Source organism: Klebsiella sp. RC2, assembly GCF_014192815.1.
In the GTDB taxonomy this organism is placed as follows: domain Bacteria; phylum Pseudomonadota; class Gammaproteobacteria; order Enterobacterales; family Enterobacteriaceae; genus Klebsiella; species Klebsiella variicola.
On record NZ_JACHYL010000007.1, the window covers coordinates 163,943 to 185,367 of the forward strand.

At 57.6% G+C, this 21,425-nt stretch carries 20 protein-coding genes; 5 read left to right on the forward strand and 15 right to left on the reverse strand.

Annotated elements, in window-relative coordinates; all coding sequences use genetic code 11:
* Window positions 1–11: 11 nt before the first annotated feature.
* On the reverse strand, window positions 12–1,412 hold the full coding sequence (gene ulaA / locus FHW76_RS20870; RefSeq protein ID WP_183476966.1) for a PTS ascorbate transporter subunit IIC: 1,401 nt from the start codon (window positions 1,410–1,412) through the stop codon (window positions 12–14).
* A 366-nt stretch (window positions 1,413–1,778) separates the two neighbouring features.
* Here ulaA and ulaG point away from each other — a divergent pair, with 366 nt between their 5' ends.
* Window positions 1,779–2,843: an L-ascorbate 6-phosphate lactonase gene (gene ulaG / locus FHW76_RS20875; RefSeq protein WP_008807182.1), complete on the forward strand. Its 1,065-nt coding sequence runs from the start codon at window positions 1,779–1,781 to the stop codon at window positions 2,841–2,843.
* A 107-nt stretch (window positions 2,844–2,950) separates the two neighbouring features.
* A complete protein-coding gene (gene ulaR, locus FHW76_RS20880) occupies window positions 2,951–3,706 on the forward strand; it encodes an HTH-type transcriptional regulator UlaR (protein ID WP_008807183.1) in 756 nt (251 codons plus the stop codon).
* On the opposite strand, the gene yjfP is transcribed toward ulaR, so the two are convergent.
* Window positions 3,703–4,419, reverse strand: coding sequence for an esterase (gene yjfP, locus FHW76_RS20885; protein ID WP_016160153.1), 717 nt, complete (start codon window positions 4,417–4,419; stop codon window positions 3,703–3,705). The genes ulaR and yjfP overlap by 4 nt on opposite strands.
* Before the next feature lie 209 nt (window positions 4,420–4,628).
* Between yjfP and bsmA the strand changes: the two genes are divergently transcribed.
* Window positions 4,629–4,937, forward strand: coding sequence for a biofilm peroxide resistance protein BsmA (gene bsmA / locus FHW76_RS20890; protein WP_040971218.1), 309 nt, complete (start codon window positions 4,629–4,631; stop codon window positions 4,935–4,937).
* A gap of 137 nt (window positions 4,938–5,074) precedes the next feature.
* On the forward strand, window positions 5,075–5,350 hold the full coding sequence (gene yjfN, locus FHW76_RS20895; protein WP_008807186.1) for a DUF1471 family protease activator YjfN: 276 nt from the start codon (window positions 5,075–5,077) through the stop codon (window positions 5,348–5,350).
* On the opposite strand, the gene FHW76_RS20900 is transcribed toward yjfN, so the two are convergent.
* The 6 genes from FHW76_RS20900 to FHW76_RS20925 form a co-directional block, all read right to left on the reverse strand.
* Complete coding sequence (locus FHW76_RS20900) at window positions 5,341–6,978, reverse strand: isovaleryl-CoA dehydrogenase (RefSeq protein WP_044650089.1); 1,638 nt, start codon at window positions 6,976–6,978, stop codon at window positions 5,341–5,343. The genes yjfN and FHW76_RS20900 overlap by 10 nt on opposite strands.
* Before the next feature lie 126 nt (window positions 6,979–7,104).
* A complete protein-coding gene (gene rlmB / locus FHW76_RS20905) occupies window positions 7,105–7,836 on the reverse strand; it encodes a 23S rRNA (guanosine(2251)-2'-O)-methyltransferase RlmB (protein WP_008807188.1) in 732 nt (243 codons plus the stop codon).
* 82 nt (window positions 7,837–7,918) lie between these two features.
* On the reverse strand, window positions 7,919–10,357 hold the full coding sequence (rnr, locus tag FHW76_RS20910; RefSeq protein WP_008807189.1) for a ribonuclease R: 2,439 nt from the start codon (window positions 10,355–10,357) through the stop codon (window positions 7,919–7,921).
* 36 nt (window positions 10,358–10,393) lie between these two features.
* On the reverse strand, window positions 10,394–10,819 hold the full coding sequence (gene nsrR, locus FHW76_RS20915) for a nitric oxide-sensing transcriptional repressor NsrR (RefSeq protein ID WP_002885667.1): 426 nt from the start codon (window positions 10,817–10,819) through the stop codon (window positions 10,394–10,396).
* Between the two features lie 150 nt (window positions 10,820–10,969).
* Window positions 10,970–12,268, reverse strand: coding sequence for an adenylosuccinate synthase (locus tag FHW76_RS20920; protein WP_012543110.1), 1,299 nt, complete (start codon window positions 12,266–12,268; stop codon window positions 10,970–10,972).
* Window positions 12,269–12,370: 102 nt separating this feature from the next.
* On the reverse strand, window positions 12,371–12,568 hold the full coding sequence (locus tag FHW76_RS20925) for a DUF2065 domain-containing protein (protein ID WP_002885664.1): 198 nt from the start codon (window positions 12,566–12,568) through the stop codon (window positions 12,371–12,373).
* Window positions 12,569–12,791: 223 nt separating this feature from the next.
* On the opposite strand from FHW76_RS20925, the gene FHW76_RS20930 reads away from it, so the two are divergent.
* Entirely contained in the window at window positions 12,792–13,082 is a 291-nt protein-coding gene (locus FHW76_RS20930) for a hypothetical protein (protein WP_008807192.1), read from the forward strand.
* 82 nt (window positions 13,083–13,164) lie between these two features.
* On the opposite strand, the gene hflC is transcribed toward FHW76_RS20930, so the two are convergent.
* The 7 genes from hflC to amiB form a co-directional block, all read right to left on the reverse strand.
* Complete coding sequence (gene hflC, locus FHW76_RS20935) at window positions 13,165–14,169, reverse strand: protease modulator HflC (RefSeq protein WP_002885662.1); 1,005 nt, start codon at window positions 14,167–14,169, stop codon at window positions 13,165–13,167.
* A 2-nt stretch (window positions 14,170–14,171) separates the two neighbouring features.
* The gene (gene hflK, locus FHW76_RS20940) at window positions 14,172–15,434 is read right to left on the reverse strand and encodes an FtsH protease activity modulator HflK (RefSeq protein WP_012543112.1); all 1,263 of its coding nucleotides are present in this window, start codon (window positions 15,432–15,434) and stop codon (window positions 14,172–14,174) included.
* 65 nt (window positions 15,435–15,499) lie between these two features.
* A complete protein-coding gene (gene hflX / locus FHW76_RS20945; RefSeq protein WP_008807194.1) occupies window positions 15,500–16,780 on the reverse strand; it encodes a ribosome rescue GTPase HflX in 1,281 nt (426 codons plus the stop codon).
* 75 nt (window positions 16,781–16,855) lie between these two features.
* Entirely contained in the window at window positions 16,856–17,164 is a 309-nt protein-coding gene (gene hfq, locus FHW76_RS20950; RefSeq protein WP_002885659.1) for an RNA chaperone Hfq, read from the reverse strand.
* Between the two features lie 92 nt (window positions 17,165–17,256).
* Window positions 17,257–18,207, reverse strand: a complete 951-nt coding sequence (gene miaA / locus FHW76_RS20955; protein ID WP_183476968.1) for a tRNA (adenosine(37)-N6)-dimethylallyltransferase MiaA — start codon at window positions 18,205–18,207, stop codon at window positions 17,257–17,259.
* The gene (gene mutL, locus FHW76_RS20960) at window positions 18,200–20,059 is read right to left on the reverse strand and encodes a DNA mismatch repair endonuclease MutL (protein WP_008807195.1); all 1,860 of its coding nucleotides are present in this window, start codon (window positions 20,057–20,059) and stop codon (window positions 18,200–18,202) included. The genes miaA and mutL overlap by 8 nt, the downstream gene beginning before the upstream one ends.
* A 10-nt stretch (window positions 20,060–20,069) precedes the next feature.
* Window positions 20,070–21,425 carry an N-acetylmuramoyl-L-alanine amidase AmiB gene (gene amiB, locus FHW76_RS20965; protein ID WP_008807196.1) on the reverse strand — a complete coding sequence of 452 codons (1,356 nt, stop codon included), beginning with the start codon at window positions 21,423–21,425 and terminating at the stop codon, window positions 20,070–20,072.

The window sequence follows — 21,425 nt, forward strand, 5'->3', positions numbered from 1 at the left end:
ATCAGAACTCCTTATTGGGCAGAGGCCTCTGCCAGTTGTTTTTCCGCGTCTTCCTCGGCAAGCAGCGCGCGGCCGGCGAAGAACATATAAGCCAGTGCAATCAGGATGATGACGGCCATAAACGCCAGCCCGATGGAGGCGAAGCCCTGCATCATCGGCGGCGCCAGAATCGACCAATCCGCCATCCCCATCCAGGCGCTCATACCGGTGAGCTTCACCGCCCATACGCAGCCGAAAATTTCAACCATGCCCATCACAAGGCAGATCTTGAGCGCCGCACGCCAGCCGCCGAAATGGTTGGCAAAAACGCCAATCGTCGCGTTGGAGAAGAACATCGGGATAAAGCCTGGAATAATCAGAATTGAAGAGCCGATGCCGACCAGAATGCCGACGGCAATCAGCTGGCCGATGGTGCCCCACATAAAGCCCCACACCACCGCATTCGGCGCAAAGCTGTAGATCGCGGCGCAGTCAATCGCCAGCACCGCGCCGGGGATCAGGCGTTGCGAGATGCCGTTGAAGGCTTCGGACAGTTCGGCGACGAACATCCGCACGCCCTGGGTAATGATGAAAATAGCCACCGCGAAGGAGAAACCGGTCTGCAGGATATAGACCGTCCAGTGGGTTTTGCCCGCCATCGCCTGCACCACATCAATACCGAAGGAAAGCAGGATCGCGCCAAAGAAAATGGTCATCACAATCGCGGTAGAGACGATGTTGTCGTGGAAGATATTCAGCCAGCCGGGCAGCTTGAGGTCTTCGACGCTCTCCTCTTTTTTCCCCAGATACGGCGCCACTTTGTAGGCAATCCACGAGGCAAACTGCTGCTGGTGACCGATGGAGAAGCCGCAGCCGTCGGTGACCAGCTGAGTCGGCTTGAACATCATGTTGGAGGTGATCCCCCAGTACAGAGAGACCAGTACCGCGGTGCAGATAATGGTCGTCCACATCCCGTAACCAAAGATGAAGAACGAGACCGCAATCAGCCCCGCCTGCTGAAACATGATATGGCCAGTCAGCATGATGGTGCGGATACCGGTAATGCGGCGCAGCAGGACGTAACAGATGTTCAGCGCCAGTGCCAGGAGCACCGCATACCCTACCCAGCTGTAGGCCTCGCCCATCCGGTCGATGGTCGCCATCATCGAGGCGTAAGTATCGGAGATCGCGCCATTGATGCCATAGACCTCTGACATTTTCGCCACCACCGGCTTAAAGGTGCTGGTGAGGATGCCGGAACCAGCTTGTAACAGCATGAAACCAATGATGGTTTTGATCGTACCTTTGATAATCACGCTGACGCTTTTACGCAACAGAATATAGCCAAGACAGGTCACGATACCCAGCAGCAGCGGGGCATTGGTCATGACCTGATTAAAGAAGACGGTAAAGATGTTGTAGAGGATCTCCATAACACACTCCAGAAGAGGAAGGCTTTGAACGCGCATGTCGCTCAGCAGTTGTCGTCGCCCTCACTCTAATAATCAAAAATAATCACAACAAGATTGAATTTGATTAAATGTGACGTACACCGCAATAATCCTCACTTTCACTCTGGTCATTACCAATTATGTACGTAGACACACAAATAAACATCTTTAAATCATATAGATAAAACAACACCTAACGTCAATTTGAGCGGATAGAGCCCGGAAATTATGCGCGACGCCTCGCAAAAATGCAGGAAAACAAGATTGCAATCTTGAAAACACAGTGACAACATAAATCAAAACCAATCAAATACTGATTACTTTTGAAAATTCATGAGGAAGACCGCGATGAGTAAAGTCCAAACCATCACCCGAGAATCATGGATCCTGAACACCTTTCCGGAATGGGGTAGCTGGCTGAATGAAGAGATTGAACAAGAGCAGGTTGCGCCAGGCACCTTCGCCATGTGGTGGCTGGGCTGTACCGGCATCTGGTTAAAATCCGAGGGAGGGGCTAACGTCTGCGTCGATTTCTGGTGCGGCACCGGTAAACAGAGCCACGGCAATCCGCTGATGAAAACCGGCCATCAAATGCAGCGGATGGCAGGCGTGAAAAAATTACAGCCTAACCTGCGCACCACGCCGTTCGTGCTGGATCCGTTCGCCATTCGCCAGATTGACGCGGTCCTCGCGACCCACGATCACAACGATCATATTGACGTCAACGTCGCCGCCGCCGTCATGCAGAACTGCCCGGCCGATGTGCCGTTTATCGGCCCGAAAACCTGCGTCGACCTGTGGATCGGTTGGGGCGTGCCGAAAGCGCGCTGTATCGTCATGAAACCTGGCGATGTCGTGAAGATCAAAGACATTGAGATCCATGCGCTCGATGCGTTCGATCGCACAGCGCTGATCACCCTCCCGGCAGATCAAAAAGCCGCCGGCGTGCTGCCGGACGGCATGGACCAGCGCGCAGTCAACTATCTGTTTAAAACGCCGGGCGGCAATCTCTACCACAGCGGCGATTCCCACTACTCCAACTACTACGCGAAACACGGCAACGAGCATCAAATTGACGTCGCCCTCGGCTCGTATGGCGAGAACCCGCGCGGCATCACCGACAAAATGACCAGCGCCGATATCCTGCGTATGGCGGAGTCGCTCAACGCCAAAGTGGTGATCCCGTTCCACCATGATATCTGGTCAAACTTTCAGGCCGATCCGCAGGAGATCCGCGTCCTGTGGGAGATGAAAAAGGATCGTCTGAAGTACGGCTTCAAGCCTTTTATCTGGCAGGTCGGCGGCAAATTTACCTGGCCGCTGGATAAAGACAATTTCGAATATCACTACCCGCGCGGCTTCGATGACTGCTTCACCATTGAGCCGGACCTGCCGTTCAAATCCTTCCTGTAAGCCGCCTCCGGCAGGCACTGCCTGCCGGAAATACCCCGTCTCAGGGTTAGTATTTTCACATGATTTCAAATATCATCTTTGCCGTTCACTTTTAATCGGATTCGCTCATGACGGAAGCGCAAAGGCACCAAATTCTGCTGGATCTGCTCGCCCAAACGGGGTTTGTTACCGTAGAGCAGGTGATGTCGCGGCTCGGGATCTCACCCGCAACCGCCCGACGTGATATCAACAAGCTGGATGAAAGCGGCAAACTGAAAAAGGTTCGCAATGGCGCGGAAGCCATTAGTGAGCAGCGCCCCCGCTGGACGCCGATGAATATCCATCAGGCGCAAAACCTGGATGAAAAAGTGCGTATCGCACGCGCCGCTTCGCAGCTGATCGCGCCGGGGGAAAGTATCGTCATTAACTGCGGCTCCACCGCCTTTCTGCTGGGACGGGAACTGTGCGGTAAACCGGTGCAGATCATCACCAACTATCTGCCGCTGGCTAATTACCTGATCGACCAGGAGCACGACAGCGTGATTATCATGGGTGGACAGTACAACCGTAGCCACGCCATCACGCTCAGCCCCCACGGTAGCGAAAACAGCCTGTATGCCGGACACTGGATGTTCACCAGCGGCAAAGGACTCACCGCCGAAGGGCTCTACAAAACCGATATGCTGACCGCCATGGCCGAGCAGAAAATGCTCAACGTGGTCGGCAAACTGGCGGTGCTGGTCGACAGCAGCAAGGTCGGCGAGCGCGCCGGGATGTTATTCAGCCAGGCCGGGCAAATTGACGTGGTGATCACCGGGAAACAAGCTGATGCCGCAATCCTCAAACAGCTTGAGGATCAGGGCGTCAGCGTGATCCGCGTTTAAAGATGCTGGCGGAAAAAGGCGACCGTCGCGGCCAGCGCCTCTGGCGTAATGCGATGGCGGACGCCCTTTTGCCAGACGCAGGTCAGCCTGGCGGTAAGATCGCCTTGCCGCAGCGCCTGCTCAAGACGGAAGGTCTCTTCCGGCGGCACCACATCGTCAGCGTCCCCATGCCAGAGCAACAGCGGCCGCCGGGCAAGGGACGCCAGCTGATGGCTGACATCCCATTCGCGGAGACTGTCAGCATCAAAGCCAGGCGAGGGAAACAGGGTTTGCGACAGCGAACGAAAATAGCCCGACCCCATCAGACAAGCGACGCTGTTCAGTTCGGGATGGTGCGTCATGATGCCCAGCGCCGTCATCCCTCCCATCGAGGCGCCAGCCACCGCCAGCCGCTCTCCCTCCAGCCATCCCTCGGCGATAATCGCCTCGCGCAACGCGGGAAACTCCCTGAAATTCTGCTGCAGGATCGGCCAGAAGCGCTGCATCCGCCCGGCCTCGTCGCCCTGATAACGCGCCCCATGCTCCGGCGCATCCGGCATGATCACCCGGAAGCCCGCCTCGGCCAACGCCACCGCAAAGTAGCTGTAGACCAGCTTCGAGGAGGTAAAGCCATGATAAAAGACGATACAGGGCAAGGGTTTATCCAGACTCTCCTGCGGGCAGGCATGCAAAATTTCACCGCCGCCGAGGTTGCGCATTTCTAGTGCAATCATTTATCGTCTCCCTTCTCTATCGTGGTAAGGCGTCATGGGAAAATTCATTCACCGGGCAACCCAGTTTGCTACGATTCATAATGTTGAGAACCCGGTTACGCTTTCACAACATTTTCATTCGAAAATCGCGTCAGAGATAACAGTTCGGGAACATTCCCCGGCAATCCTGTTAAGGCTACCACTACACTATCACTATCAGGAAACGAGATATGGTTATGCGCAGGTTTTCACCGTGGTTACTGGCTATCGTCCTCAGCGGGTGTAGTGCCCTGCAGGGAACGCCGGAAGCCCCGCCGCCCGCCACCGCCCATCCGCAGGAGATCCAGCGTAACCAGACGGCTGGCCTGCAGAAAATGGCCACGGTGAGTGTGCTGATGTACGGTTCGCCGATGGATGTCGAAGCGGCGCTGAAGGCCAAAGCAGAAGCGGCCAAAGCCGATTACTACGTCATCATCATGATCGATGACACCATGGTACCCGGCCAGTGGTATTCGCAGGCGATCCTCTATCGTCGATGACGAGGCGGCGTCTTTAAATCTGCTTTACACAGCTTTGCGTCCATTCACGTTCTCCTGTGCATAATAACGTTCGGCCAGCCACCTGGCAGAACGTTAGCAACGGACTGCCCTTGGGACTACGTGAAATGGAGCTGACGATGAAACGATCTTTTACCCTACCCAGCCTGCTGTTTACCGCTGCGACGGCCAATACGTCCGCGCAGTCAGCCGAATTCGCCAGCGCGGATTGCGTCACTGGCCTGAATGAAATCGGTCTGATCTCCGTCACTAATCTTTCCGGCAGCCAACAGGATGTGGAGCACGCCATTGCCCGCAAAGCGGACGAGCAAGGCGCCTCCTGGTATCGCATTATTCAGATGTACGAAGAACAACAGCCGGACAGCTGGCGCGTTCAGGCCATTCTCTACGCCTGAGGCGCCTGGCGCCCGCGCCCCATGGCCCGCAGCAGCAGGTCGTCGAGGGTCGGCGCATCAAGACGCATGCCGCCGCGGGTGTCGAGCATCATCCGACACCAGGCTTCAGCCAGCGGCGGCGAAGCGTGGCGCAGCATCTGCGCCCCCGCGCCAAGACGATAGACCAGCCGGGCAATCTCTCTCCCCTGCTCTTCGGCGGGCCGTCTCAGCAGCTGCTGCAGTTGACGCCACGCGCGGTCGAGATGGCGATTCTGTCCTTTCACCTCCGCGCACTCTGCCGCCAGCAGCTCCATCGCCGCCGGCTGCTTGCTGAGCACCCGCATGACATCGAGACACATAATGTTGCCGGAACCTTCCCAGATGCTGTTGACCGGCATCTCACGGTAGAGGCGCGGGAGTTCGCTCTCCTCGCAATAGCCGATGCCGCCGAGCACTTCCATCGCCTCGGCGACAAACGGGATGCCGGCCTTACAGATGGCAAACTTGGCCGCCGGCGTAAACAGGCGCGCCCATGCGCTTTCCCGGGCATCCTCCCGACGGTCCCAGGCGCGAGCCAGGCGAAACAGAAACGCGGTTTGCCCCTCCAGACGCAGCGCCATTTGCCCCAGCAGCTGGCGCATCATCGGCTGATCGACCAGGTTTTTGCCAAACGCCTGACGCTGTAGCGCGTGATACAGCGCCACCGAGAAGGCGCGACGCATCAGGGCATGGCTGCCCAGCGCGCAGTCAAAGCGGGTCAGGCCGCCCATCCTGAGGATCTGCCGCACGCCGTCGCCTTCGTCGCCCACCAGCCAGCCGCAGGCATCATAAAACTCCACTTCGCTACTGGCGTTGGAGCGGTTGCCGAGCTTCTCTTTTAAGCGTTCAAGACGCACGCCGTTACGCTGCCCGTCGGGCAGCAGACGCGGCACAAAGAAGCATGAGAGCCCCGTCGGAGCCTGAGCCAGCACTAGGTGAGCATCGCTCTGCGGCACCGAGAAGAACCACTTGTGTCCCACCAGTCGGTAAAACCCTTCCGCCGTTTTCTCCGCGCGAGTGGTATTGCTCAGCACATCAGACCCCCCTTGCTTCTCGGTCATCCCCATGCCGATCAGCAGGCCGCGCTTCTGGCCGCCAGGCGCAAGGTGCGGATCGTAACGGTCGCTCAGCAGTGGCGACAGCCAGTCGCGAAAGGGCGCGGGCAGGGCGTGCTGCAGCAGGGGCGTTGCGGCGAAGGTCATGGTAATCGGGCACAACGTCCCGGCCTCCACCTGGGCATGGAGCAGAAAGCGGGCGGCGCGGGCGACAAACGCGCCTTCGCGGGCATCCTCCTGCCAGGCGAGATTATGTACCCGGTTCGCGCACAGCCCCTGCATCAGCAGGTGCCAGGCGGGATGGAAGCGCACGTCGTCCAGCCGGGCGCCGGTGGCGTCATAGCGCAGCAGCTCCGGCGGATTGCTGTTGGCCAGGCGTCCCAGCTCCAGCGATTCGGCTGTCCCCAGCTGCTGGCCAATGCTGGCGAGCAGATCGCCATCCCAGCCGGCGCCTTCGCGGACCACGGCTTCACGCAGAGCGGTATCGGACAGAAACAGATTGCTGTTATTCAGCGGGGTGGGTTGATTAAAAACGGTGTGCGTTTGCCAGTGCATCGTGTCTCCCTCCATCAATGGCGATAGCCATAAGTATGGTTATCCGGAGGGATACTCGCCCGCGAGAGCGGTCACAAAAAAGCCATCCCGGAGGATGGCTTTTTTTTGATTCGTCGATGGTTCAGCTTAGCTGCGCTGGCGTACTGCTTCAAACAGACAGATGCCGGTAGCCACCGAGACGTTCAGCGAGGAGACGCTGCCCGCCATCGGGATGCTGATCAATTCATCACAGTGTTCGCGGGTCAGACGACGCATGCCTTCGCCTTCCGCGCCCATCACCAGCGCCATCGGGCCGGTCATTTTGCTCTGGAACAGCGTATGGTCGGCTTCCCCTGCGGTTCCGACGATCCAGACGTTCGCTTCCTGCAGCAGACGCATGGTGCGCGCCAGGTTGGTGACGCGGATCAGCGGGACGTTCTCCGCCGCGCCGCAGGCCACTTTCTTCGCCGTCGCATTCAGCTGAGCGGAACGATCTTTTGGCACGATCACCGCATGCACACCAGCGGCATCAGCGCTACGCAGGCAGGCGCCGAGGTTGTGCGGATCGGTTACGCCGTCGAGGATCAGCAGGAACGGCTGATCGTGCTGCGCCAGCAGATCCGGCAGATCGTTCTCCTGATACTGACGTCCTGGCTTCACGCGGGCAATGATCCCCTGATGCACCGCGCCTTCGCTCTTCTCATCGAGGAACTGGCGGTTGGCCACCTGAATCACCACGCCCTGCGCTTCCAGGGCATGGATCAGCGGCAGCAGGCGCTTATCCTCACGGCCTTTCAGAATATAAACTTCCTGAAAACGCTCAGGTGCGCGTTCCAGCAGTGCCTGCACCGCATGGATGCCGTAAATCATTTCACTCATTGATGTACTCGTTTTAGGTTCTGTTATCCGTCCCCTTCACCCCGTTCTGCGCCAGCAGACTGCTGGGGTGAAGGGACGTCAATCACTCGGCGATTTTCTTCTTTGCCGCGCGCTTGGCTTTGGTCGCGGCGGCGATTTTCTGTGTTTTCGCCGACGGTTTTTTCGCTTTCTTCTCGCCTTTGGGCTTCGCTTTAGCCTGGTCTTTTTCTTTGCGGAACGCGCTATCCGGCTCGAAGTTCACCTGTTTACCCACCTGGCGGCGACGGCCACCCGGTTTGCCAGAGGTGCTCTTTTTCGCTTTCTCACGGGCGGTTTTGCCAACATTACGCGGCGCACGCTCGCTGGAAATCAGGCTGAAATCAATCTTACGCTCATCCATGTTGACGGCTTCCACGCGGACTTCCACGCGGTCGCCCAGACGATAAGTCTGGCCGCCGGACTCGCCGATCAGCCGCTGGCCAACCTGGTCAAAACGGTAATAGTCGTTATCCAGGGAGGAGACATGCACCAGACCATCGATAAACAGATCGTTCAGGCGGACAAAGAAGCCAAAGCCGGTCACGCTGGCGATGACACCGGAGAAGGTGTTGCCCACCTGATCCTGCATGAAGTCGCACTTCAGCCAGTCGGACACTTCACGCGTCGCTTCGTCGGCGCGGCGCTCGGTCATCGAACAGTGCTGGCCCAGCTGGAGCATCTCTTCCATGCTGTAGTGCCAGCCGCCGGTCTCGGTGCTATTCCCTTTATGTCCCTGCTCTTTTGCCAGCAGATACTTGATGGCGCGGTGGAGCGACAGATCCGGGTAGCGGCGAATCGGCGAGGTGAAGTGGGCGTATGACTGCAGTGCCAGGCCAAAGTGGCCACGGTTTTCCGGATCGTAGACCGCCTGCTTCATGGAGCGCAGGAGCATCGTTTGCAGCATTTCGGCATCCGGACGATCGGCAATGGAGGTCAACAGTTCGGCGTAATCGCGCGGCTCCGGCTTGTTGCCGCCCGGCAGCTCCAGTCCCAGCTCAGCCAGCACGGTACGGAACGAGGTAATCGCTTCGGTGCTTGGCTTATCGTGGATACGGAACAGTGCCGGCTCCTGCGCTTTCTCAACGAAACGCGCGGCGGAGATGTTCGCCAGGATCATACACTCTTCAATCAGCTTATGCGCATCGTTACGCTGAGTCTGTTCGATACGCTCAATACGGCGTTCGGCATTGAAGATGAATTTAGCTTCTTCACTTTCAAATGAGATACCGCCGCGCTCTTCGCGGGCGCTCTCCAGCACTTTGTAGAGGTTATGCAGCTCTTCAATATGCTTCACCAGCGGCGCGTAGTGTTCGCGCAGCTCCTGATCGCCCTGCAGCATATGCCACACTTTGGTGTAGGTCAGGCGAGCATGTGAACTCATCACCGCTTCATAGAACTTAAAGCCGGTCAGGCGGCCTTTTGACGAAATCGTCATCTCGCACACCATACACAGGCGATCGACCTGCGGGTTCAGCGAGCACAGGCCGTTCGACAGCACTTCCGGCAGCATCGGCACCACCTGCGACGGGAAGTAGACCGACGTCCCGCGGCTACGCGCTTCACCGTCCAGCGGCGTACCGGGGCGCACATAGTAGCTCACGTCGGCGATAGCCACCCACAGACGCCAGCCGCCGCCGCGTTTCTTCTCGCAGTACACCGCGTCATCGAAGTCGCGGGCATCTTCGCCATCAATAGTGACCAGCGGCAGAGAGCGCAGATCGACGCGTCCGGCTTTCGCCTCTTCCGGCACCTGCTCTTTGAGGCCGGAAACTTGTTTTTCCACCGCCGGCGGCCAGACGTAAGGAATTTCATGGGTACGCAGCGCCATATCGACGGCCATGCCGGTGCCCATGTTGTCGCCCAGCACTTCGACGATTTTCCCGACCGCTTTGGTGCGGCGGGTTGGGCGCTGGGTCAGTTCGACCACCACCACGTAGCCCATCCGCGCGCCCATAATATCTTCAGGCGGGATCAGGATATCGAAGCTCAGGCGGCTGTCGTCCGGGACGACGAAGCCGACGCCAGCGTCGGTGAAGTAGCGGCCAACAATCTGGCTGGTTTTCGGTACCAGCACACGAACGATGCGCGCCTCGCGGCGGCCCTTACGGTCCGCACCCAGCGGCTGGGCCAGCACCTGGTCACCGTGAATACAGGTTTTCATCTGCTCTGACGACAGATACAGATCGTCCTTGCGCCCTTCAACGCGCAGGAATCCATAGCCATCACGGTGGCCAATAACGGTACCTTTGAGGAGATCAAGACGCTCCGGCAGCGCATAGCACTGGCGGCGTGTGAAGACCAGCTGACCGTCGCGCTCCATCGCGCGCAGGCGGCGGCGCAGCGCTTCTATTTGTTCTTCGCCCTCAATATTCAACTCGATGGCCAGCTCATCGCGGCTGGCAGGCTTTTCCCGTTTGGTTAAATGTTCGAGGATAAATTCCCGGCTCGGGATGGGATTCGCGTACTTCTCAGCTTCGCGTTCCTGGAATGGATCTTGTGACATATCGGTTCCTCCGTTGTCATCTCCGGCAGAGTGGCGTCACTCCACCAGTAATAATTTATAAAGCGGTTGATTCTTCTCAACCAAATCAGCCAGCGTATAGTTATCCAGCTCCTTGAGAAAACTCTGCGCGGCTTCAGCTAGCGCCTGTTTCAGACGACAGGCTGGTGTAATGTGGCAAAATTCGCTGCTGCAGTTGACCAGCGATAAGGGTTCAAGGTCGCGCACCACGTCGCCCACGCGGATCTGCCCTGCTGGTTTACCGAGGCGAATGCCCCCATTCTTCCCCCGCACGGCAGTCACGTAGCCCATGCGGCTTAACTGATTGATTATTTTAACCATATGATTACGGGAGACGCCATAGACCTCGGTCACTTCCGAGATGCTGGTCATGCGTCCTTCCGGCAGCGACGCCATATAAATCAGCGCGCGTAATCCGTAATCGGTGAAACTCGTTAACTGCACATAAACCTCAGGGAAAAGAAAACAGGGTATGTCGAGCGACATCATTATTATTGATGATAAACCAGCCAGCGCTCAGGCCGCTAATTTATTTGAAATGGGGCGGGCGAACAGCAAAAACAAGGGCGCCCGAACGGCGCCCCTTGAGAGTGATTACGCGTCGAACGGGTCGCGCAGAATCATGGTCTCGGTACGGTCTGGACCAGTAGAGATGATATCCACCGGCACGCCGGTCAGCTCTTCAATACGCTGGATGTAGTTCAGCGCTGCCTGCGGCAGACCGCTGCGCTCTTTCACGCCAAAGGTGGTTTCGGACCAGCCCGGCATGGTTTCGTAGATAGGCTCGATACCTTCCCAGTTGTCGGCAGCCAGCGGAGTGGTGGTCACTTCACGGCCGTCCGGCATACGGTAGCCGACGCAGATTTTCACTTCTTTCAGGCCGTCGAGGACGTCCAGTTTAGTCAGGCAGAAGCCGGACAGGGAGTTAATCTGCACCGCGCGGCGTACTGCAACCGCGTCCAGCCAGCCGGTACGACGACGACGACCGGTGGTGGCGCCGAATTCGTTACCCTGCTTGCAGAGGAACTCGCCAGTTTCATCAAACAGCTCGGTCGGGAACGGACCCGCGCCTACGCGAGTCGAGTAAGCTTTGATGATACCCAGTACGTAATCCACATAACGCGGACCCAGGCCAGAACCGGTCGCCACGCCACCCGCGGTGGTGTTGGAGGAAGTTACGTACGGATAGGTACCGTGGTCGATATCCAGCAGCGTGCCCTGCGCGCCTTCGAACATCACGAAGTCGCCGCGCTTACGCGCCTGATCCAGCAGATCGGAAACATCAACGACCATGCCGGTGAGGATGTCGGCAATCGCCATGACATCGTCCAGCACTTTCTGGTAGTCAACCGCTTCTGCTTTGTAGAAGTTCACCAACTGGAAGTTGTGATATTCCATCACTTCTTTCAGTTTGTCAGCGAAGGTGGCTTTATCAAACAGGTCGCCAACGCGCAGACCGCGACGAGCAACTTTATCTTCGTAAGCCGGGCCGATACCGCGACCGGTCGTACCGATAGCTTTCGCACCGCGTGCTTTCTCACGTGCGACGTCCAGCGCCACGTGATAGTCGAGGATAAGCGGGCAGGCTTCGGACAGCAGCAGACGCTCACGAACAGGGATACCACGGTCTTCCAGACCTTTCATCTCTTTCATCAGCGCAGCCGGAGACAGCACAACACCGTTACCGATGATGCTGGTTACATTCTCACGGAGAATACCTGATGGAATAAGATGGAGGACGGTTTTTTCACCGTTGATTACGAGAGTATGGCCTGCGTTATGGCCACCCTGGTAGCGCACAACATATTTAGCCCGTTCTGTCAGGAGATCGACGATCTTCCCTTTACCTTCGTCACCCCATTGGGTGCCCAGTACGACGACGTTGTTACCCATTTTTCAAAATCACCGTTTGCTTAAAAATGGATTCTACCATCGCTTTTTCAGAGTTACAGCACTTTTTGCATCCAAAATAAGGCAAATCCGACCACTTTTTGATCAGCCAATCGATTTCCTCAACATGTAGTAGATCACAATCCCTGCAACCACAAGTCCGCCGCCAAAGCGGCGCAATAAATTATCCGGTAACTGGCTCAGGCTGGCGACCATTTTGCGCCAGGCGCGAGGATAGAGCAGCGGGCCGAGCCCTTCGAGTACTAAAACCAGCGCCAGCGCCAGCCAAATGGTGGAGTTCATTATCAACCCTAATTGAAAAGTATTATCGTCGCCCTCGCGGGCGTCATCGGCCAGCATGGTGAATTCATTCACTCATTTCATATTGTCCCGTATTTCATCTTCATTATGAACTGGCAAGGTGAAACAAAATTCACAACTAATTGTATTGCTCCATATTTTTTAAATTGTAAATATGCCGTCGCGTACTACAACCCGGTACGTCTACATAATCAGGAAGATTATCATGAGAGAATTAACCGCGTTTGAAATCGAAAATGTGAGCGGCGCAGGCTGGTTACAGGATGGCCTGGCTTCCTTAGGCAGCAAGGTCGGCGCCGCCGCATGGACGATGGGTACCGATGCCCTGAGCATCAACCTGCCGCTGATTGGCACCCTCAATCTGGCCGACCTGGCGCCAGACCTGGGCAAAACCCTGGGCGAAAGCGTTGGGTCGACTATCGGTGGCACCATCGAAAGTGCGCTGGCGAGCCTGCCGGTGATCGGTGGCCTGCTGAACAAACTGCTCGGCAACTAATTCACGCCCCCGCAGTATGAAAAAAGGCGCCTGAAACAGGCGCCTTTTCGCGTTAGCACTTCAGGCTTACACCCTCTGCGGCTTATTTACGCGCCGAATCCGGTGAACGCATATAGCGGAAGAAATCGCTGTCCGGGCTCAGGACCATCACATCCTGGTTGCTCTGGAAGCTCTTCTCATAGGCGCGCAGGCTACGGATAAAGGAGTAGAAGCCTGGATCCTGGCTGAACGCGTCGGCAAACAGTTTTGCCGATTCAGCATCACCTTCACCACGCAGGATACGACCCTGGCGCTCGGCTTCCGCCAGCGTCTTGGTGACTTCGTAGTCTGCGGTCGCGCGCAGTTTCTCAGCTTCTTCCTGACCCTGTGAACGGTGGCGACGAGCAACCGCTTCACGCTCCGCGCGCATACGGTTATAAATCGCTTCCGACACTTCTGCCGGCAGGTTGATCTGTTTGATACGCACGTCGACAACTTCGATACCCAGCGCCGCCATACTGTTCGGGTTGATCACCTGCACTTTGCCGTTGGTTTCCGCTTCCACCCGCTCAGCGGCTTTGGCGATAGCGTCATCAGCCGCCGGGGTGCTGACCTCGTCTTCCGTGCCAGCAGAACCCGAGTTCAGCGCATCGCGCACTTCCAGCGTCAGGCGGCCACGGGAGTCGGTGACGATGTCTTTCACATCCAGACGACCAATTTCAGAACGCAGACGGTCAGAGAATTTACGCTTCAGCAGCACCTCGGCCTGGGAGACGTCGCCGCCGCCGGTTGCCAGGTAGTAACGGCTGAAGTCACTGATGCGCCACTTGATATAGGAGTCGACGATCAGGTCTTTTTTCTCTTTGGTCACAAAACGGTCAGCCTGGTTGTCCATGGTCTGGATACGCGCATCCAGCATCTTCACCGATTCGATAAACGGGATCTTGAAGTGCAGGCCCGGCGCATACACCAGCGGCTTGTTTTCGTCGTCGCGCAGAACTTTACCGAAACGCAGCGTAATCCCGCGCTCGCCTTCCTTTACGACAAAGACTGACATGTAGAGCACTACCAGCACGATGACAATGATCGCGATAACAGATTTACGCATCGTTATTCCCCCTGACGCTGGTAGTCGTTACGCTGCGCGTTAGCGCGGCGTTGGTCCATAATGCTACCCCCGGTTGAGCTCGAGGTTGATGAGGTGCTGGCGCTGCCTGTGCTGGATGCAGGTGGCAGACGCAGCAGATCGCTGGCGTCACTGCTATCGCTCTTTGCTGCCGGCGCAGCGGCGCCTTTCAGCATCTGGTCAAGCGGCAGAACCATCAGATTGCCGTTTTTGCTGTCATTGACCAGCACTTTGCGGGTGTGGCTCAGCACTTTTTCCATGGTTTCGATATACAGACGCTCGCGGGTAATTTCCGGCGCGGCTTTGTATTCCGGCAGGAGCTTAGCAAAGCGAGCCACTTCACCCTGGGCTTCCAGGACGGTCTGGGTCTTGTAGGCACGCGCCTCTTCAAGGATACGCTGCGCCTGGCCATTCGCCCGCGGCTGTACTTCGTTGGTATAAGCTTCCGCTTCACGGATGTACTGCTGCTCGTTCTCACGCGCGGCAATGGCATCGTCAAACGCCGCCTTCACCTCTTCCGGCGGACGTGCCGTCTGGAAGTTGACGTCCAGCAGGGTGATCCCCATGTTGTACGGGCGGATAGTCTCTTCCAGCTCGCGCTGGGTATCGCTACGGATCACGGTACGACCTTCGGTCAGAATGCGATCCATGGTGTATTTGCCGATCACGCCGCGCAGCGCGCTGTCAGTCGCCTGACGCAGACTGTCATCCGCGCTGGTAACGCTAAACAGATAGCGTTCCGGATCGGTGACGCGGTACTGCACGTTCATCTCAACGCGCACGACGTTTTCGTCAGAGGTCAGCATGACGCCGGAAGCGGCCAGTTCACGTACCGACTCCACGTTCACCGCCTGAACGTTATCGATAAAGGTCGGTTTCCAGTTCAGGCCTGGCTCAACCAGATGGCTGAACTTACCAAAACGGGTCACGACGCCGCGTTCGGCTTCTTTAATGGTATAAAAACCGCTGGCCGCCCAGATAATCACTGCCGCCGCGGCAACGATGCCGACAATACGCCCGCCCATCGGTCCGCGAGGGGTCTGCGCGTTATTACCACCGCCCAGTCCGCCCTTGCCGCCGCCGAGCCCGCCAAGTTTTTTACTTAACTTGCGGAAGATATCATCCAGATCCGGCGGCCCCTGCTCGCGACCACCTTTGTTGCCATTTCCCTCAGAGTTGCCGCCAGGTTTGCTGCTCCCCCACGGGTCGCGGTCCTGTCCGTTATTACCGGGCTGATTCCACGCCATGTATATGCTCCATATTTGTTTTTGATATCCCCACAGGGGTCAATATCTTCAGGCAAGCTGCAAGGTTAAACCACATAGTCAACAAGCGTTGGCTCTTGCTTACAGAGGCGCCGCCAGTCAACGATCGGCATGCGCACCTGCAGACTCACGCTGCCGTCATCCTCCATCCACTCTTTTTCTATCGCCTGAAGCTGATAGAAACGGCTTCTCAGTCGCCCTTCTTTCGGCGGTAAGCGCAGCGTATGCTGGGCCACTTCACCGGAAAGACGTTCCGTTAATGCCTGAAAAAGCAGTGGTACGCCAACCCCGGTCTGGGCTGAAAGCCAGACCCGAATCGGTTTATTTTCATCGTCGCGATCGATGCGCGGTTCAAAATCGTCAAGCATGTCGATTTTGTTCATCACCATCAGCGCGGGGATCTCATCGGCTTCAATCTCAGCGAGAACCGTATTTACCGCATCAATGTTTTCCTGCACACGGACATCCGCCGCGTCAATCACATGCAGCAGCAGCGTCGCCTGACGCGTCTCCTGCAACGTCGCTTTAAACGCGGCTACCAGATCGTGCGGCAGATGGCGAATAAAGCCGACGGTATCGGCCAGTACCGTTTCGCCGACGTCAGGGACGTCAATGCGGCGCAGCGTCGGGTCCAGGGTGGCGAACAGCTGGTTCGCGGCATAGACCTCGGCAGCGGTGATCTGGTTAAAGAGCGTTGATTTTCCGGCGTTGGTGTAGCCCACCAGCGACACGGTTGGAATATCGGCTTTCGCGCGCGACCGCCGCCCCTGCTCACGCTGTTTCTCAACTTTTTCCAGTCGCGACAGGATCTGCATGATGCGGTTACGCAATAAACGACGGTCGGTTTCGAGCTGGGTTTCACCCGGGCCACGCAAACCAATCCCGCCTTTCTGTCTTTCAAGGTGGGTCCAGCCGCGGACGAGACGGGTTGCCATATGGCGCAACTGCGCCAGCTCAACCTGCAGTTTCCCTTCATGGGTGCGCGCGCGCTGGGCGAAAATATCTAAAATAAGACCGGTGCGATCGATAACCCGGCATTCGCACAGACGTTCCAGGTTGCGTTCTTGCGCCGGACTCAGGGCATGATCGAAGAGCACGACCGACGCGCCGGTCGCTTTAACGGCTTCCGCAATTTCGACTGCCTTACCTTCACCAACAAAATACTTCGGGTGCGGTGCTTTACGGCTACCGGTAATCACCTGCATTGCTTCGACACCGGCGGAAGAGGCCAGAGTTTCAAACTCCTGGAGATCTTCCATATCTTTGTCTTGCGAAAAATAGATGTGTACCAGTACCGCCTGCTCACCGGCGTCATAACGGTCAAACAAGCGTAAACCCCTTATAAAATACCAGCGGGGAACACAGAAAACCTGGCTCCCCGGCGTGGAAAAACAGCACTGGCCTTATTCGGCGTCGTCGCTGTCTTGTTGCGGCGCAGAAGAGCCCTGCGCGCTACCACCGTGGTGATAGTTACTGGAACCGCCGCCAGCATTATTGCTGTGGTGAGACACCGGGCGAGACGGGACAACAGTAGAAATTGCGTGCTTATAGACCATCTGGCTGACCGTGTTCTTCAACAGGATCACGAACTGATCGAAAGACTCAATTTGCCCTTGCAGCTTGATACCATTCACCAAATAAATAGAAACCGGAACGCGTTCCCGACGCAAAGCGTTCAGGAACGGATCTTGTAAAGATTGCCCCTTAGCCATTCTCTCTTTTCCTTATATGTATGCTTGTTTTGTACTCAGAACCTTACGATTCTTAAAAAAAATTACGCACGATACCGTTCAATTGTACACGTTCAGTTCTGGCTCGCACCAACAACCTGTAATACTTTGTTGAGCGCTTGTTCAGGTTGTTCACTGTCTAACCAGTGCACACCTTCCCAACCGCGCAGCCAGGTGACCTGACGTTTGGCTAACTGTCTCGTGGCGCAAACACCTCGATAAACCATCTCATCATAAGGGATCTCGCCATTGAGGTATGACCACATCTGGCGGTATCCAACACAACGGATGGAAGGCATATCCGTATGCAAATCTCCGCGGGCAAAAAGCGCCCGTACTTCTGCTTCAAAACCTGAAGCTAACATCTGATGAAAACGCTGTTCTATGCGTTGATGGAGCAGTTCACGGCTCGCCGGGGCGATGGCGAACTGATGCACCAGATATGGCAGAGCGTCTCCTGACGTTTGCGTCAGTTCCGTTAAAGTTTTACCCGAAATGAAAAAAACTTCCAGTGCCCGGGAAAGCCTTTGCGGATCATTTGGATGAATACGCGCAGCAGCCACGGGATCAATTTCCTGTAATTGCTGATGTAACGCGTTCCACCCCTGCTCTGCGGCCTGCTGCTCAATCCGCGCTCTGACCTCTGGGTCAGCCGACGGTAAGGGCGACAATCCTTCCAGCAACGCTTTGAAATACAACATCGTTCCGCCGACTAACAGCGGAATACGCCCGGCGGCGACAATATCGGCCATCGCCGCCAGCGCGTCGCGGCGAAAATCAGCCGCGGAATAGGCTTCTGCGGGATCCAAAATATCCAGCAGCCGGTGCGGCGCAGCGCTAAGCTCCGCGGCATCCGGTTTGGCAGTGCCAATATCCATTCCCCGATAAATGAGGGCGGAATCAACACTAATCAACTCTACTGGCAAAACTTTACGTAAGGCTATCGCCAGCGCGGTTTTACCTGAGGCCGTCGGGCCCATTAAAAAAATTGCCTTGGGCAGGCTCGCCTCGGTTACATCATTCATCTTTCAGGGCATTCATCGCCGAATGGAGATCTACAGGTTGTAACAGGCCACCCGGCGGCGTTTTCACCAGCTGCGGGCAAAGACGTTCGACGTCCGCCAGCAGCGCAATCGCCTGCGCCATATTCCATGACGCCTGTTCGCTCGTCAGATTACGCGCCATCCATTGGGCGATGTTGCCGACGTCGAATGCGTTTTGCTGCGCCAGGTAGCCTATCAGTTCAGGAATCAAGATTTGTAAATTTTGTTGTCTTAAGGGTAAAGGGACCGCGCGCACCGTCACGTGCAGGGCATCGGTATGAAGCTCGATCCCCAACTGCGTCAGCGCCGACTGCGCAGCGGCCAGCGCCCGCTTCTCCCCTTCCGTGACTTTTAACCGCAACGGGATCAGCAGCGGCTGGGCACATACCGCTTCCGTACCCGGCGTCAACTGCGCCTGGCGCAGCCAGCGCTCGGCAACGGTCAACGACAGCAGCGCCAGACTGCCCTCGCGCTCCAGCAGCGCGCAATCGCCGCCGACAATCGTCAGCACTCTGCCAAAACTCTGACTGTGACCAGCCAGTTCCGCCGGGGCGGCGGACGGCTGCGCGGGTCGCGGAGCGGCGGGCGTGTCGAGCAACTGACGATAAAGCGCGCCCTGCTGCTTCTGGTAACCGGGCTGCGCATGCGGCCAGCTCGCGCCGCCAGAACTGCCGCCGGAGGCAGCCGGCTCACGCGACGATGTGATGCTGAATCGGGTTGCCGCTTCACGCGCTTCCGACGGCCGAGCAAACTGGTTGCCGCCTGCGGCGATGCGGTTCTCCGGCATCTGGCGCGGCGTCGGCGGGTCGTCTTTTTCCGCCAGCGGCGCATCAAGCTGCTGCTGCAGCACGCTCAGTACGCCCTGGTAGATAAAGTCATGCACCAGGCGAGACTGATGGAAACGCACCTCATGCTTGGCCGGATGGACGTTCACATCCACCTGATGGGGATCGATCTCCAGATACAGCACAAACGCCGGCTGCTGATCGGCGCCCAGCTTGTCTTCACAGGCCTGGCGGATAGCATGATTGATCAGCCGGTCGCGCATCATCCGGCCGTTGACGTAACAGTACTGAATTTCCGCCAGCGCCGGGGTGGTATGGAGCGGATCGGCAACCCAGCCGCGCAGGGTCAGATCGCCATGCTGCCACTCGATCGCCAGCGCATGTTCGAGAAAAGCGGCGCCGCAAATGGTTCCCAGCCGCCGCTCCCGCTGGCCATCCTGCGCCACTGCCCGATACTGTCGTATCACCTTACCGTTATGGTTGAGGTTAATGGTGACGTCGAAGCGCGCCAGCGCAATGCGGCGCACCACCTCGTCAATGTGGCCGAACTCGGTTTTTTCGGTGCGCATAAATTTGCGCCGCGCCGGCGTGTTGTAGAACAGATCGAGGACTTCCAGGGTGGTGCCGACCGGGTGCGCCGCCGGCTTCACCGTTACCGCCTGATCGCGGCCTTCGGCATAAGCCTGCCAGGCTTCCTGCTGCTCCGCCGTGCGCGAAGTCAGCGTTAAGCGCGCCACCGAACTGATACTGGCCAGCGCTTCGCCGCGAAAGCCGAGGCTGATAATCGCCTCCAGATCGTCAAGCGAGGCGATCTTGCTGGTCGCATGACGGGCCAGGGCCAACGCCAGCTCGTCTTTTTTGATGCCACTGCCGTTATCGCGGATGCGAATGAGCTTCGCGCCGCCGCGTTCGATATCAATGTCAATCCGCGTAGCGCCAGCATCAAGGCTGTTCTCAACCAGCTCTTTCACCACCGACGCGGGCCGCTCCACCACTTCGCCGGCGGCAATCTGGTTGGCGAGCTGCGGCGGCAGAACCTGAATCGGCATCCCCTGCTCCTTAGTTAATCAACATCCCGCCTGGCGCTGCGGCGCTGGCGGTCTGCGCCGCCTCGCCGCGAGGCGCCGACTGCAGCGGATGCTGCATAAAGTAGTTGCGCAGGCCGTTATAAATCGCCTCCGCAATCTGCTCCTGGTAATCATCGCTCCCCAGCAGCCGCTCTTCACCGTTGTTACTGATAAAGCCCGTTTCCACGAGGATCGACGGGATATCCGGCGAGCGCAATACACCGAGGCTGGCATGCTCCGGGCGGCGTTTGTGCAGGTTGCCAATGCGCTGCAGCTGGCTCAGCACGTTGGTCGCCACATCGTAGCCGACGCGCTGGGAATGACCGAACTGCAGATCCAGCACCGCCTGGCTCAGGTAGGGGTCGGCCTGGCTGTTCGCCAGCACGTCGCCTGCCCCGCCGAGCAGTTCAGACTGCTTCTCATGCTGCTCGAGCCAACCGGCCATTTCGCTGTTGGCGCGACGGTTCGAGAGCACCCACACCGAGGCGCCGGTCGCATCGCGGTTTGGCGCGGCATCAGCATGGATAGAGACGAGGAAGTTGGCGTTTTGCTTACGCGCTACGTCAGAGCGGCCCATCACCGAAATAAAGTAATCTCCGTCGCGGGTCAGCACCGGCTTAAACTGCGGATCGGCGTTCAGTAACGCCCGCAGCTTGCGCGCGATAGCGATAGTGACGTTCTTCTCTTTGGTGCCATTCGGACCAATTGCGCCAGGATCCTGACCGCCGTGTCCGGCATCGATGGCGATAATCACCTTATCATCCGCCGACACCGTACGGGCCGCCGGGCGAGTCACGGTCTGATTGTTGGTCATTGCCGGCTGGGAGGAGGTCATCGCCGTCTGCCGTTCATGACCCGACGAGCTGAACGGGTTACGCCCTGACGTCGCCGTCCGGGAAGGCATCACTGGCGGCGGGTCAGCCCGTTTCACCACCACAGGCGGCGGTGGCGGTGGCGGCGGTGCGTCGGCGTTGATGGTAAAGACCACCGTGTAATTCGCCCCATTCTGCTGCTTCACCGCTCGCGTTTTACCATCTTCCGTCAAATCCACCAGCAGACGCAGCGTCTGCGTATCCTGCGGCGTACCGGCGCGAATACTCTTCACCAGGTTGCTGCCGCTAAACTGCAGCGGTAGTCCCTGCAATACGCCGGTCTGCTTGATATCCAGCGCGACCAGACGTTTACCCTGTGGGGTAAAGGAGTACTCCGGCTCACCGACAAAACTTAGGGTAATACGGGCCTGCTGGTCTCCGTTAGAGACCTGGATATCGGATAAACTCGCCGCAGTGGCGTGAAGACTCGACAGCATTAGCGCAGCGGCAAGCCAGGTGGTTATGCGATACTTCAT

Coding starts and splice junctions, on each gene's coding strand:
- FHW76_RS20900 (WP_044650089.1), bottom strand. CDS start 6,978: ATGCACTGGCAAACGCACACCGTTTTTAATCAACCCACCCCGCTGAAT.
- yjfP (WP_016160153.1), bottom strand. CDS start 4,419: ATGATTGCACTAGAAATGCGCAACCTCGGCGGCGGTGAAATTTTGCAT.
- hflK (WP_012543112.1), bottom strand. CDS start 15,434: ATGGCGTGGAATCAGCCCGGTAATAACGGACAGGACCGCGACCCGTGG.
- ulaA (WP_183476966.1), bottom strand. CDS start 1,412: ATGGAGATCCTCTACAACATCTTTACCGTCTTCTTTAATCAGGTCATG.
- FHW76_RS20930 (WP_008807192.1), top strand. CDS start 12,792: ATGAGAGAATTAACCGCGTTTGAAATCGAAAATGTGAGCGGCGCAGGC.
- hflC (WP_002885662.1), bottom strand. CDS start 14,169: ATGCGTAAATCTGTTATCGCGATCATTGTCATCGTGCTGGTAGTGCTC.
- ulaR (WP_008807183.1), top strand. CDS start 2,951: ATGACGGAAGCGCAAAGGCACCAAATTCTGCTGGATCTGCTCGCCCAA.
- FHW76_RS20925 (WP_002885664.1), bottom strand. CDS start 12,568: ATGAACTCCACCATTTGGCTGGCGCTGGCGCTGGTTTTAGTACTCGAA.
- bsmA (WP_040971218.1), top strand. CDS start 4,629: ATGGTTATGCGCAGGTTTTCACCGTGGTTACTGGCTATCGTCCTCAGC.
- mutL (WP_008807195.1), bottom strand. CDS start 20,059: ATGCCGATTCAGGTTCTGCCGCCGCAGCTCGCCAACCAGATTGCCGCC.
- ulaG (WP_008807182.1), top strand. CDS start 1,779: ATGAGTAAAGTCCAAACCATCACCCGAGAATCATGGATCCTGAACACC.
- rnr (WP_008807189.1), bottom strand. CDS start 10,357: ATGTCACAAGATCCATTCCAGGAACGCGAAGCTGAGAAGTACGCGAAT.
- hfq (WP_002885659.1), bottom strand. CDS start 17,164: ATGGCTAAGGGGCAATCTTTACAAGATCCGTTCCTGAACGCTTTGCGT.
- amiB (WP_008807196.1), bottom strand. CDS start 21,425: ATGAAGTATCGCATAACCACCTGGCTTGCCGCTGCGCTAATGCTGTCG.
- yjfN (WP_008807186.1), top strand. CDS start 5,075: ATGAAACGATCTTTTACCCTACCCAGCCTGCTGTTTACCGCTGCGACG.
- miaA (WP_183476968.1), bottom strand. CDS start 18,207: ATGAATGATGTAACCGAGGCGAGCCTGCCCAAGGCAATTTTTTTAATG.
- rlmB (WP_008807188.1), bottom strand. CDS start 7,836: ATGAGTGAAATGATTTACGGCATCCATGCGGTGCAGGCACTGCTGGAA.
- FHW76_RS20920 (WP_012543110.1), bottom strand. CDS start 12,268: ATGGGTAACAACGTCGTCGTACTGGGCACCCAATGGGGTGACGAAGGT.